This is a genomic window from Mycobacterium sp. NPDC003449 (genome assembly GCF_053588415.1).
The window spans coordinates 1-12,577 of record NZ_JBSFPX010000203.1 but is presented as its reverse complement, the minus strand read 5'-3'; the positions used below and the strand labels follow the sequence as shown (position 1 = coordinate 12,577).

Sequence of the window (12,577 nt, the reverse complement as noted above, 5' to 3'; positions counted from 1 at the left end):
TCTCGACATCGCGAGCGGCCGCGACGTCGAGAAGGCCGAGGTCCTCGACGTGGCTCAGCTGCTGCTGAACTCGCTGGACAAGAGCGCCATCACCCTGCCCGAGAAGGGCACGGCGGCAAAGGAATCCGAGAAGCGGGCGGAGGCCCGCGCCGAAGCCGAGGCGAAGGCCGAGGCCGAGGCACCCGCCGCGGAGGAAGCCGCACCGGATGAAGCACCCGCGGCTCCCGCCGCGGAGGCCAAACCGGTCACCGGTCTCGGAATGGCCGGCGCGGCAAAGCGTCCCGGGGCCAAGAAGACGGCCCCGGCCGCCGAGGCTTCCGCCGCACCGGCGGCACCGGCTCCGGTCAAGGGGCTGGGTATGGCCGGTGGCGCCAAACGACCCGGCGCCAAGAAGACCGCGGCTCCCACGGCGGCGTCCGCTCCCGCCGAGCCGGCCACCCCGGCCGCGCCGGTCAAGGGGCTGGGCATCGCGGGCGGCGCCAAACGACCCGGCGCCAAGAAATCGGCACCGGCCGCTCCCGCGGCCGAGGCTCCAGCGGCCGAGACACCGGCGACCGAGACCCCGGCGGCACCCGCGGCTCCGGTCAAGGGGCTGGGTCTGGCCGCGGGCGCCAAGCGTCCGGGCGCCAAGAAGGCGACGCCTGCGGCTCCCGCCGCCGAGGCACCCACTGCCGAAGCCACCACCGAGGCGGCCGCCGAGCCGGCCAAGCCGGAACCACCGGTGGTCGGACTGGGCATCGCCGCGGGGGCACGCCGCCCCGGCGCCAAGAAGACCGCCCCGGCTCCCGCACCCGCCGCTCCCGAGCCGGCTGCGGCTGACGAGCCGACGGAGACGCCGGCCGCCCAGGAGCAGGCCACCCCGGAACCTCCGGTGGTGGGTCTCGGCATCAAGCCGGGAGCCAAGCGTCCCGGCAAGCGCTGAGGGTCACGATCCGCAGACGGACTCGAGCCCGAACTGCCCAGTCCGTCAGCCCCCGCCGTAGGGCTTGGCCTTCACCGGAGGTTTGGCGACCACGGGGGCGACCGTTCCGGTGTAGGTGACGGTGGTGGTCTCGCCGGTCGTCATCGACCCGCCGGAAGCGGCGACCGTGGGTTGGCCGGCCTGGGCGCCACCGGCCATCGCCGCGATGATTCCCATCGCGACGACGGCGCTCGCGCCGAGCGCTGCCGCCAGTGTGTTGATTCGGGCCATCTCGATTACCAATCCTTTCTCCGTGCGATAGATGACCTCGTCGCCCCTGACCTGGGGAAACCGTCGACCATCTGTGGATTGGCTGCCATCGTGTCGCACGTTTTCGCCCCGTGCGTATCCGCCCAAGCGAATCCACAGGGAGTTGGACGGATGTGTCCAGGATCACACTGCCGCGATCCGGCACTCACGCGATGTGCAGTGACAGGCCGGTCTCGCCGGGGCGGATCTCGGGGACGAGCTCCCAGTTCTCGGTGTACTGACCGGTGAACTGGGGCCGGTACGGGATCGTCGCCTCGGTGAACAAGCCGGTCAGACGGTCCAGCAGACCGTCACGGACCGCGTCGTAGTCGTCGGTGAAATCCGCGCTCGGCAACGCCCACGGAGCCAGCACATCCATTCCGGTGTAGGCGAACGTGCCGTGCAGCAGTCCGAACAGCATCTCGCCGATCTCACCGCTCTTTCCGCGCGGCCCGATCGCCGCGGGCCGGTCGCCCAGCGTGGTGACCACCAGCGCGCGTTTCCCCGTGAAGGGCCCCTGCTCGAACCGCATCCGGCGGCCGGTGTCCGGGTCGGACCCGAATGCGAAGCCGCTGACGAATACCCGGTCAAACCATCCCTTGAGGATCGCGGGCATGCCGTACCACCACAACGGGAACTGGATGACCAGGGCGTCGGCATCGCGAAGCTTCTGCTGTTCGGCGGCGACGTCGGCGCTTTGGGTGCGGTTCAGATATGCCGATCGAGTGTCGGCGGTGACCCGGAACCGGTCCGCCCCGCCGGGTGGGCGCAGCACCGGATCCCATTCCATCGCATACAGATCCGACTCGACCACGTGGTGGTGCCGCCGCAGATGCCCGATCCCGTCGCGCCGCAGGCTGCCGGACAGCGAACGGGGTTCGGGATGGGCACTGACCCAGAGCACTGAATGTTGCGTCATGGTGCCAGTGTGTAACCAAACGGCGGAATGCGACAGTACGGACATTTTTGTCACTACGATGCCCTTATGCGTCTACCGGTTCGTCGCGCGATGCAGGTCTGCCCGGTCGAGGTCGCGATCTCGGTGCTGGGCGGCACCTGGAAACTCACCCTGGTCAAACACCTGCTCGACGGCACCCGACGGTTCGGCGAGCTGCGCCGTGCGGTGCCCGAGGTCAACGCCCGCACCCTCACCCGTCAGCTGCGCGAACTCGAGGAGGACGGCATCGTCCGACGCACCGTGTACCCGGAAGTCCCGCCCAAGGTGGAGTACGCCCTGACCGGGCTCGGCCAGAGCCTGGAGCCGATCGTGCAGGCGATGGACGCCTGGGGCGCCGGGTTCGCCGACCGGGTCGCGCCGTCGGCGGATTCCTAATTCGATGGACGGTGATGAGACCATGGTCAGCGTGACTACCGATCAGTTGCCGTGGCACAACACCGGGCAGAGCCCGAAGCCGCGTACGTTTGCCCAGTCCACGAAGCTCCAGGACGTCCTGTACGAGATTCGCGGGCCGGTACATGAGCACGCCTCACGGCTGGAGGCCGAAGGCCACCGCATCCTCAAGCTGAACATCGGCAACCCGGCGCCGTTCGGCTTCGAGGCCCCCGATGTGATCATGCGCGACATGATCCAGGCCCTGCCGTATGCGCAGGGCTACTCCGATTCCAAGGGCATCCCCAGCGCGCGGCGCGCGGTGTTCACCCGGTACGAGCTCGTCGACGGGTTCCCGAAGTTCGACGTCGACGACGTCTACCTCGGCAACGGGGTCTCCGAGTTGATCACCATGACCCTGCAGGCACTGCTGGACAACGGCGACCAGGTGCTGATCCCGGCCCCCGACTACCCGCTGTGGACCGCGTCGACCTCGCTGGCCGGCGGCACCCCGGTGCACTACCTGTGCGACGAGACCCAGGGCTGGAACCCCGATGTCGCCGACCTGGAGTCCAAGATCACCGAGCGCACCAAGGCGATCGTGGTGATCAACCCGAACAACCCCACGGGCGCGGTGTACAGCCGCGAGACCCTGGAGCAGATCTCCGAACTGGCCCGCAAGCATCAGCTGATGCTGCTGGCCGACGAGATCTACGACAAGATCCTCTACGACGACGCCGAGCACATCGCCCTGGCCTCGGTGGCACCCGATGTCCTGACCCTCACCTTCAATGGGCTGTCCAAGGCGTACCGGGTGGCCGGCTACCGCTCCGGCTGGCTGGTCATCACCGGCCCGAAGGAACACGCGAGCAGCTTCATCGAGGGGATCAGCCTGCTGGCCAATATGCGGCTGTGCCCGAACGTGCCTGCCCAACATGCCATTCAGGTCGCGCTCGGTGGCCATCAGAGCATCGACGATCTGGTGCTGCCCGGTGGGCGGCTGCTCGAGCAGCGTGACACCGCGTGGTCCAAGCTCAACGAGATCCCAGGGGTGTCCTGTGTGAAGCCGCAGGGGGCGCTGTACGCGTTCCCACGCCTGGATCCCGAGGTACACGACATCCACGACGACGAGCAGTTGGTGCTGGACCTGTTGCTGCAGGAGAAGATCCTGCTGACCCAGGGCACCGGATTCAACTGGGCCACACCGGATCACCTGCGCATCGTGACGCTGCCGTGGGCACGCGACCTGTCCAGCGCGATCGAACGGCTCGGCAACTTCCTGGCGAGTTACCGGCAGTAATCCCGCACGCCGACACTACGGTTTTTGGCGAGAATTCGGCTCGAAGCCGCGACAAACCGTAGTCTCGCGGCGGTGGCTACCCTGACCGGGTGGCGCACTCGCATTCGCATTCGCTGAGCGGTCCGGCACCGCTGGGCCCCCTGGCCGCCAGGATCGTCGTCGGCCTGCTGGTCGCCATCGGCATCGCCGTCGTCGCCGGCGCCGCGCTGCTCTGGCCGAGCCAGCAGAAGGTGGACATCCCGCTGCCGTTCCAGAACGCCACCGGCGGGGCGGTCACCACCGAAGCCGGTCACGTCGTGTCCAACAGCGCCGCGGCCTGCGGAAACCAGTCGGTGGGAGGGGTGCTGACGGCGCCACCCCCAGCCACCGAGGGACCGTGTGTGCAGGTGCTCGTCGCGATCGACTCCGGGCCCAACGGGGGCGCCGACACGCTGCTGGAGTTCAGCGGCGGGCCGGGGCAGCCCAACCTGGCGGTCGGTGACGATATCCGGCTCACCCGCCAGGTCGACCCGACCGGCATGACGACCTACTCCTTCTACGACTATGAGCGCAGCTGGCCGCTGGTCGGGCTGGCCGCGGCGTTCGCGGTCGTAGTGGTGGCGGTGGCCCGGTGGCGCGGGCTGCGGGCACTGATCGGCATCGTGGTGGCGTTCGGTGTTCTGGTGGTGTTCCTGCTGCCCGCCCTGCGCGACGGCGCCTCGGCCGTTCCGGTGTCGCTGGTGGCGTCGGCGGCCATCCTGTACGCGGTGATCTACCTGGCCCACGGCGTCAGCCTGCGCACCAGCGCGGCCCTGCTCGGCACCCTGGTGTCACTGCTACTGGCAGCCGTATTATCGTGGGCGGCAATCGCATTGACTCACCTGACCGGTCTGTCCGAGGAGGAGAACAACGCGGTCGCCGCGTATCTGGGCAATGTGTCGATCACCGGCCTGCTGCTGGCCGGGTTCATCATCGGCTCGCTGGGTGTGCTCAACGACGTCACGGTCACCCAGGCCTCGACGGTTTTCGAACTCGCCGAGCACGGCGGCACCAGGCGGTCGGTCTTCGTGGGGGCGATGCGGGTGGGCCGCGACCATATCGCCAGCACGGTCTACACCCTGGTGCTGGCCTATGCCGGCAGCGCGCTGCCGCTGCTGCTGCTGTTCAGCGTGGCCGACCGGTCGCTCGGCGATGTGCTGACCGGTGAGAGCGTGGCCATCGAGATCGCCCGCTCCGCGGTGGGCGGTATCGCGCTGGCCCTGTCGGTGCCGCTGACGACGGGGATCGCCGCGGTCCTGGCGACACCGGCTAACGCTCCAGCAGCCTCAGCAGATAGGCGCCGTAACCGGACTTGAGCAGTTTCCGGGCCCGGGCGGCCAGCTGATCGTCGTCGATGAAGCCGACCCGCCACGCCACCTCCTCGGGGGCACCGATCTTGAGACCTTGGCGGCGTTCGATGGTGCGGACGTAGTCGCCCGCGTCGAGCAGTGAATCGAACGTGCCGGTGTCCAGCCAGGCGGTGCCGCGGGCCAGCACCTCCACCGAGAGCCTGCCCTGGTTGAGGTAGGTCTGGTTGATCTCGGTGATCTCGTACTCACCGCGGGGCGATGGCCGCAGCGACCGCGCGATCTCCACCACGTCGTTGTCGTAGAAATAGAGCCCGGGCACGGCGTAGTTCGATTTCGGTGTCTGCGGTTTCTCTTCCAGCGACAGCGCGGTGCCGACCGCGTCGAACTCGACCACCCCGTAGGCCGACGGTTCGGCCACCCAGTAGGCGAAAATGGCGCCGCCACTGACGTTCTGGAATCGGCTCAGGCTGGTGCCCAGCCCGGGCCCGTAGAAGATGTTGTCACCAAGCACAAGTGCCACCGGGCCGTTACCGATGTGGTCGGCGCCGATCACGAACGCCTGGGCCAGGCCGTCGGGCCGGTCCTGGACGGCGTAGCTGAGGTTGACGCCGAAGTCCGAACCGTCGCCGAGCAGCCGCCGGAAGGCCGGTGCGTCGTGGCCGGTGGTGATCACCTGGATATCGCGGATGCCCGCCATCATCAGGGTGGTCAACGGGTAGTAGATCATCGGCTTGTCGTAGACGGGTACCAGTTGCTTGCTGGTGCCCATGGTGATCGGGTGCAGCCGGGTTCCCGCCCCGCCGGCCAGGACGATGCCCCGCATCACGGCCTCCGTGGCGTTACCTGCGCGGCCGTCACCCGCTCAGATCCTGCTCGGTGAGCTCAGTCGCGGCCAGCGCCGACTGCAGGGTCTCGTGGCGGAACACCGAGGTGACGTGGTCGCGCACCACCCGGAACGCCGCCGCGCCGGTGGTGGATGTTCCGTCGGCACCGGTGATGGTCTGCTCGACGACGACCACGCCGTCGTGCACATAGAACCGGCCCGGCACCGCGGTGGCGCCCAGCGATTCGGCCCAATCCCGCAGCGCTGCATGGCCCTGTGCGGCACCCGCTGCGTCGCCGACCTCGATATCGTCGCTGGACAACGTGGCCAGCGTGTCGAAGTCCTTGTCGTTCAGCGCGTCATGCCAGGCGAGAACCGTCGCGATCTCCGATGTGGTCATGTAGGAAACGTACGCCACTCAGAACGGGGTGCGGTCAAGCCAGGCGTCCCAGACCGCGGTGTCACCGAACACATCCAGGCCGGCATCGGCCACGCTTGCCCGCCGCGTGGCCACCATCAGCAGATCCTTGGCCGGACCCCGGACGGCAACGCTGCCCTTGCCGTGGTCGTGCGACCACGACACGCCGTCCTCGTCGTTGACCATCGTCCATTCCCCGGTCGGCCCGAGAGCCCCGTCGGTGGCGTGCAGGTGCACGCTTTGGCCGCGCTCCAACGGAACTCGGTGGTACTTCTTGGCCTCGACCGATATCCGTTCCAGCCATTCGCTGATCGCGTCGGCGGCCAGTTCGGGGTCCAGGTCGTAGTCGGCGCCGACGGCTCGTGCGGCGTCGGCCCGGTGCACCGTCGCCTCGTGCAGGCGGCGCCGGATCCACCACCCGGCCGGCCGTGGCCCCAGGAAAGTCCAGACCCTGGCATCGCTGCCGACCTGGTCGACAGCCTTGAGGACCAGGGCCGCACCGTCGTTGAGCCAGGCGGTGGCACCGTCGGGATCATCGGGCGGTCTACCGTCGCGCACGTCGCGCGGATCGAGTTCGGTATGTCTTCGGTCGGCGATTATCTCTGCAGCCCAACGATTTCCGCGTCCAACATGTCGGAAGAGCTGTTTGAGCGTCCAATCCGGGCAGGTCGGGACCGGGGTGGCGGGATCGGCTGAGGCGATCAGCTCCCCGAAGGCACGGGTCTGGTCGAGCAATGCGGCTCGGAAATCCACCTCACGAACGTACCGCCGCACGAGACTTTCCGAGCGCGATCGGCAGAGTCGACCATCCGCGCAGCACCCGGGTATCGCGGCGGGTGCCGTTGCCGGCCAGCCTGGCGTCGGGAAAGCGCTCGAAGAACGTCCGCAGCCCCACCTCGCCCTCGGCCCGGGCCAGCGCGGCGCCAAGGCAGAAGTGCCTGCCGCCGGAGAACGACAGGTGCCGCCCGGCGTTGTCGCGCTCGATGTCGAATCGGTGCGGGTCGGCGAATACCTTGGGATCGCGGTTGGCGCCCAACAGGTGCAGGATCACCAGCTCACCCGCGTGCACTCGCATCCCCGCCACGTCGGTGTCGACGCGGGCCGCGCGCGCACTCATCTGGACCGGTGAATCCAGTCGCAGGATTTCCTCCACGGCGTTGGGCCACAGCTCGGGGCGGGCCGCCAGGGTCTGCAGATGCTCGGGATGATCGAGCAGCATCCGGATCCCGTTGCCCAGCAGGTTCACCGTCGTCTCGAAGCCGGCCGCCAGCACCAGCCCGGCCAGGGCCCGCAGTTCCTGGTCGGTGAGTGGTTCACCCGCGGCGCCGGCCTCCGACGCCTGGATGATCTGGCTGAGCAGATCCTCGCCGGGGTTGCGGCGCAGCTCGCGCAGGTGTCCGCTCAGCCAGCTCTCGAACCCGACGATGCCCTCGTTGACCTGGCGGTACTGCGCCCAGGACAGGCCGATGTCGAGACTGGGGGCGCCGAGTTCACCGAACCGCAGGATGTTGGGCCGATCGGCCTCGGGGACCCCGAGGATGTCGCCGATCACCGCGACCGGAAGCTGCGAGCAGTACCGCTCGACGATGTCGACCACTCCGGACCCGCCGTCCATTCCGTCCAGCAGCTCGTCGGCGGTCTGTTGGACCCGTTCCCGCAGCCGAGCCACCGCGCGGGTGGTGAACACCGACGAGACCAGCTTGCGGTAACGCGTGTGGTCGGGCGGTTCCACCGCGAGCAGTGACGGGGGTTCCAGCGGGTGCAGCCTGCCCGTGCCGACCTTGCCGTGCAGCCAGCGCAGCGGCCGGGGCAGGTTGCCGCCCAGCCGCGACACCCGGAAGTCATCGGAGCGCAGCAGTTCGCCGGCCACCGTGTGGTCGAAGGTGATCAGCACCGCGCGGCCGCGCAGGACCGGACCCTTGACCCGAAGCTCATCCGCGAAGGCGGCCGGGTCGGCGCGCACCTGCGGGTCGGCGATGAGCCTGGCCGCCGGGTCCCCGTTGCGCAGCCCGACCGCGGACAGGCCCCGGATCACCTGGTGCAGGGAAAGCCAACGGATCAGTTCCCGCATGAGCCGAGCCTACGACCGGCCGCTCTGTTGGACAAGCGTCAAACAGCGCGGGCGGCGGCGCGACCCAGCGCGTGTACGCGCCACCCGGCCTGCTGCCACCGGATCGCGTCGAGGCAGTTGCGGCCGTCCACAACCACTTTGGCGCGGACCGTGCCGGCCAGCTCGGCCGGGTCCAGCTCGACGAACTCGGCCCACTCGGTGAGCACCAGGACCGCGTCGGCACGCTCGCAGGCCTCGATGACCGACGTCGAATAGTTCAGGGTCGGGAACACCCGCTGCGAATTCTCGATCGCCTTGGGGTCATAGACGTTGACCGTGGCGCCGTTGAGTTGCAGCATTCCCGCGACATTGAGCGCCGGCGAGTCCCGGACATCGTCGGATTCCGGTTTGAACGCCGCGCCGAGCACCGCGATATTGGCGCCGAGCAGCGATCCGCCGCAGACCCGGGTGGTCAGCTCGACCATCGCGGTGCGTCGGCGCATGTTGATGCTGTCGACCTCACGCAGGAAGGTCAGCGCGTGGTTGGCGCCGAGTTCACCGGCGCGGGCCATGAACGCCCGAATGTCCTTGGGCAGGCAGCCACCGCCGAAACCGAGCCCGGCGTTGAGGAAGCGCCGCCCGATGCGCGGGTCGTAGCCCAGCGCATCGGCCAGCATGGTGACGTCGGCGTCGGCGGCCTCGCACACCTCCGAGATTGCGTTGATGAACGAGATCTTGGTCGCCAGAAACGCATTCGCCGACACCTTGACCAGTTCGGCGGTCTGCAGATCGGTGACCAGGAACGGCACCCCCTCCTCGACCAGCGGACCGTAGAGCTCGCGCACCGCGGCCTCGCCGCGCACCGAATCCTGCTGCACACCGACGACGATGCGGTCCGGGTGCAGGGTGTCGTGCACCGCGTAACCCTCGCGGAGGAACTCGGGGTTCCAGGCGACCTCGACGTCCACACCGGCCGGGGCTAGCCCGCGGGCCCGCTCGGCCAGCTCGGCGGCGGTACCGACCGGCACGGTCGACTTGCCGACGATCACCGCGGGCCGGCGCAGCCGCGGCACCAGGGAGTCGATGACGGCGTGCACGTGGCGCAGATCGGCGCCGTATTCGCCCTTCTTCTGCGGGGTCCCGACTCCGAGGAAGTGCACATCGGCGAAGTCGGCGGCCTCGTCGTAATCGGTGGTGAACCGCAGCCGGCCGGCGGAGAGGTTGTCGTTCAACACCTTCCGCAGGCCCGGCTCGTAGAACGGGATATCGCCGGAGGCGAGCTTGGCCACCTTGCCGGGGTCGATGTCGACCCCGACGACCTCATGGCCGAGTTCGGCCATCCCCGCCGCATGTGTCGCGCCCAGATACCCGGTACCGAAAACGGTGCATCGCATACTGCTTCTATAGGCAGCCCCGATGAGCTAGCCGCTACGCGACACTGAGCGGCAGACCAACGTCAGGTAACGGTTGGTGTCCGGCCTGGTCAGCGTTGGTTCAGTGGCCTCCGCCGAACGACGGGAACGGCCACAGTCCGCCGCCGCCACCGCCGGATCCGCCACGGCCGCCGGAACCACCCGAGCCACCCGGATTCCAGCCGCTGTCACCGCCGGATCCACCCGAGCCGCCACGGCCGCTCGAACCACCGGGATTCCAGCCGCCCGAGCCGCCGCTGGACCCCGGCTCCCAGTCGCCCGAGCCTCGGCCGCCCGAACCCGAGCCCGGGAACGGCCACTGCGGGCCCTTGGGGCCGTCGTCGTGCGACGGAGGCTGCCACGGCGGGGTCTCCGGCTCGTCGTGCTGCGGGGGACGCTGCGGTTCCCACGGCGGACGCCAGCGCGGCGGGTCGGGCACCGGCGGACGGAAGATCGACGGAAGCCGCGGCACCACCACGACCGGCGGGTTGTACACCGGCGGGTTGTAGACCGGCGGCGGGGCGGGCAGGACCGGGGCCGGAGCCTCCGGCGGCGGAGGCGGAGGCGCCTCGGGGGCCGGAGCAGGCGCCTCGGGCGCCGGCGCCGGTGCCGGGGCCTGCGGTTGCTCGACGTAGACGGTGCGCGGCGGCGCCTGCGGCTGCGGGGCCTCCTGGACCACGGGCACCGGGGCCTTGATGGTCTCCGGTGGCGGCGCGGGCGGCGGGGCCTGCTGCACCGGCTGGGCTTCCGGAACGGGTGCCGGGGCCTTGGCCGGCGCGCTCGGGATCACCGCACCCTGCGCAGGCGCGGGCCGCTGGTCGACCGTCGGTCGGATGCTGACCGCGAGCGAGATCACCAGCGCCACAACGCCAACCACGAAGACCGAGGTCAAGGCGCTGCCGACGAGCAGGAACGGTTTGCGTTCCCCGTCGGCCGGCAGATCGGCGAACGCGGCGGCATCGGCGTCGGATTGACCGTTGACCGGCGCCATCTCGGTGGCCAGGCCGGCCAGCCCGGAGTAGGCGCTGCCCGCGGTCGTGCCGTCGGGATCCTGCGAATAGGCCAGGCCGACGGTGGACGCCTCGAACGCGGGGGCGTTGGCCGATGCCAGGGCGGCGCCGCGGGCCAGCGCCAGGCCGGGTTCGTCGGGGGCGCTGACCGGGATCGACACCAGGTGTTCCAGGTGGGCCTTGACCGAGCTGACGTCGACGCCCGACCCCACGACGAACATGCCCTGCGGCGCGGCGTCCTGCTCGTCGACGGCGGCGACCATCTCGGTCAGGACGGCCATGGCGTCGGCGCTGTGCAGGCTGCGGTCGAGCACCTTGACCACCGAGCCGCCCTCGGTCTGCACCACCGACAGCGTCGCGGTGTCTCGGTCGATGAACATCAGGGCGGTGGTGTCGTATCCGACCGCGCGCCCGACGGCCTGGGCGAGTGCGGCCGCGGCGTGCCCCTCCGACACCAGCATGACGTTGTCGATGCCGTGCGCGGTCAGCGCATCGCGCAGCACCGAGGCATCCGAATGGTCACTCCAGGTGACGCCGATCGACTTCAGCTGGTGTCCGCCTGCGGTGGCACTCTCCTGGGTTCCCAGCACCGCGGCGACGACTTGATCGGCCGGGCTCGCGGTTGCCGAGCCGTCCTCGGCGGTGACGTCGAAGGAGTCGTGATCGACGGTGACCCCGTCGGCTTTATCTCCCTCGACCAGCACCATGCGGACCGTCGTAGGTGTCATCGACACACCAAGTACGATGTCCACCAAGCCCTCCAATGTGTTTGCTACGCTACCTAAGTCACCGTCGCGCACACGTGCCGCACGAGCCGACAACTAGAACCTTCATCGACGCGACCAGCTCGATCGTTACACCCGCAATCGTTAGCTGGTGGCGCAGCAGTTCCGGTCAGCCCGACGGTACGGTGCCCGCCGACGCCGATAGTTAGACCCTACTCGGTAATACGGCAAACGACGCCGTCCGGTTCGGCGTCGCTTTCTACCGCAGGGCTGTTGACCGACAGTTTCCGCAGCCCTCACGTAGAAATCGGCGACCTAGGACTTGATGAAGTTCAGATGTGAGCGCGACGGGGTCGGGCCACGCTGCCCCTGGTACTTGGAGCCGACCTTGGCGCTGCCGTACGGGTGCTCGGCCGGGCTGGTGAGCCGCAGCAGGCACAGCTGGCCGATCTTCATGCCCGGCCACAGGATGATGGGCAGATTGGCCACGTTGGACAGCTCCAGCGTGATGTGTCCGGAGAAGCCCGGGTCGATGAAGCCGGCGGTGGAATGCGTCAGCAGGCCCAGCCGGCCCAGCGAGCTCTTGCCTTCCAGCCGGCCGGCCAGATCGTCGGGCAACGTGCACAGCTCCAGCGTCGAGCCGAGCACGAACTCCCCCGGATGCAGCACGAACGGATCCCCCTCGGCCGGCTCGACCAGGCTGGTCAGCTCGTCCTGCTGCAACGAGGGGTCGATGTGGGTGTAGCGGATGTTGTTGAACACCCGGAACAGGCTGTCCAGGCGGACATCGATGCTCGACGGCTGCACCAGGGCGTCGTCGAACGGCTCAAGGGCCAGACGTTTCGCGGCGATCTCGGCCCGGATATCGCGATCGGAGAGCAGCACCCGACGAGCGTATAGGCTGCGGATGCTAATCTTCCTAGCCACACCGCCGATGTAGTTCAATGGCAGAACATCAGCTTCCCAAGCTG

At 69.1% G+C, this 12,577-nt stretch carries 12 protein-coding genes and 1 pseudogene; 4 read left to right on the top strand and 9 right to left on the bottom strand.

The features are described 5' to 3' along the window. Window positions 1-922, top strand: a pseudogene (locus ACWDTP_RS32785) (Fe-S oxidoreductase); the annotation flags it as partial. 45 nt (window positions 923-967) lie between these two features. On the opposite strand, the gene ACWDTP_RS32780 reads toward ACWDTP_RS32785, so the two are convergent. Together ACWDTP_RS32780 and ACWDTP_RS32775 are read right to left on the bottom strand one after the other, a co-directional pair. Then, window positions 968-1,192 (bottom strand): hypothetical protein, encoded by a 225-nt coding sequence (locus ACWDTP_RS32780; protein WP_450027388.1) that lies wholly within the window; start codon window positions 1,190-1,192, stop codon window positions 968-970. Between the two features lie 184 nt (window positions 1,193-1,376). Next, window positions 1,377-2,129, bottom strand: coding sequence for an NAD(P)H-dependent oxidoreductase (locus ACWDTP_RS32775; RefSeq protein WP_450027387.1), 753 nt, complete (start codon window positions 2,127-2,129; stop codon window positions 1,377-1,379). A 66-nt stretch (window positions 2,130-2,195) separates the two neighbouring features. On the opposite strand from ACWDTP_RS32775, the gene ACWDTP_RS32770 reads away from it, so the two are divergent. The 3 genes from ACWDTP_RS32770 to ACWDTP_RS32760 all read left to right on the top strand — a co-directional run bounded on the left by ACWDTP_RS32770 (window position 2,196) and on the right by ACWDTP_RS32760 (window position 5,174). After that, a complete protein-coding gene (locus ACWDTP_RS32770) occupies window positions 2,196-2,543 on the top strand; it encodes a winged helix-turn-helix transcriptional regulator (RefSeq protein ID WP_450027386.1) in 348 nt (115 codons plus the stop codon). A 4-nt stretch (window positions 2,544-2,547) separates the two neighbouring features. Then, entirely contained in the window at window positions 2,548-3,840 is a 1,293-nt protein-coding gene (locus ACWDTP_RS32765; RefSeq protein WP_450027385.1) for a pyridoxal phosphate-dependent aminotransferase, read from the top strand. Between the two features lie 89 nt (window positions 3,841-3,929). Beyond that, window positions 3,930-5,174 carry a YibE/F family protein gene (locus ACWDTP_RS32760; protein WP_450027384.1) on the top strand — a complete coding sequence of 415 codons (1,245 nt, stop codon included), beginning with the start codon at window positions 3,930-3,932 and terminating at the stop codon, window positions 5,172-5,174. On the opposite strand, the gene rfbA is transcribed toward ACWDTP_RS32760, so the two are convergent. The 7 genes from rfbA to dcd form a co-directional block, all read right to left on the bottom strand. Beyond that, complete coding sequence (rfbA, locus tag ACWDTP_RS32755; protein WP_450027383.1) at window positions 5,128-5,991, bottom strand: glucose-1-phosphate thymidylyltransferase RfbA; 864 nt, start codon at window positions 5,989-5,991, stop codon at window positions 5,128-5,130. The two genes, ACWDTP_RS32760 and rfbA, sit on opposite strands and share 47 nt — an antisense overlap. Window positions 5,992-6,022: 31 nt before the next feature. Continuing rightward, window positions 6,023-6,391 carry a nuclear transport factor 2 family protein gene (locus ACWDTP_RS32750; protein ID WP_450027382.1) on the bottom strand — a complete coding sequence of 123 codons (369 nt, stop codon included), beginning with the start codon at window positions 6,389-6,391 and terminating at the stop codon, window positions 6,023-6,025. 18 nt (window positions 6,392-6,409) lie between these two features. After that, complete coding sequence (locus tag ACWDTP_RS32745; RefSeq protein ID WP_450027381.1) at window positions 6,410-7,162, bottom strand: maleylpyruvate isomerase family mycothiol-dependent enzyme; 753 nt, start codon at window positions 7,160-7,162, stop codon at window positions 6,410-6,412. 1 nt (window position 7,163) lies between these two features. Then, window positions 7,164-8,480, bottom strand: a complete 1,317-nt coding sequence (locus ACWDTP_RS32740; protein ID WP_450027380.1) for a cytochrome P450 — start codon at window positions 8,478-8,480, stop codon at window positions 7,164-7,166. A 38-nt stretch (window positions 8,481-8,518) separates the two neighbouring features. Continuing rightward, on the bottom strand, window positions 8,519-9,853 hold the full coding sequence (locus ACWDTP_RS32735; protein ID WP_450027379.1) for a UDP-glucose dehydrogenase family protein: 1,335 nt from the start codon (window positions 9,851-9,853) through the stop codon (window positions 8,519-8,521). A 100-nt stretch (window positions 9,854-9,953) separates the two neighbouring features. Further along, on the bottom strand, window positions 9,954-11,633 hold the full coding sequence (locus ACWDTP_RS32730) for a DUF7159 family protein (RefSeq protein WP_450027378.1): 1,680 nt from the start codon (window positions 11,631-11,633) through the stop codon (window positions 9,954-9,956). Between the two features lie 288 nt (window positions 11,634-11,921). Next, window positions 11,922-12,491: a dCTP deaminase gene (dcd, locus tag ACWDTP_RS32725; RefSeq protein ID WP_450027377.1), complete on the bottom strand. Its 570-nt coding sequence runs from the start codon at window positions 12,489-12,491 to the stop codon at window positions 11,922-11,924. Window positions 12,492-12,577: the final 86 nt, after the last annotated feature.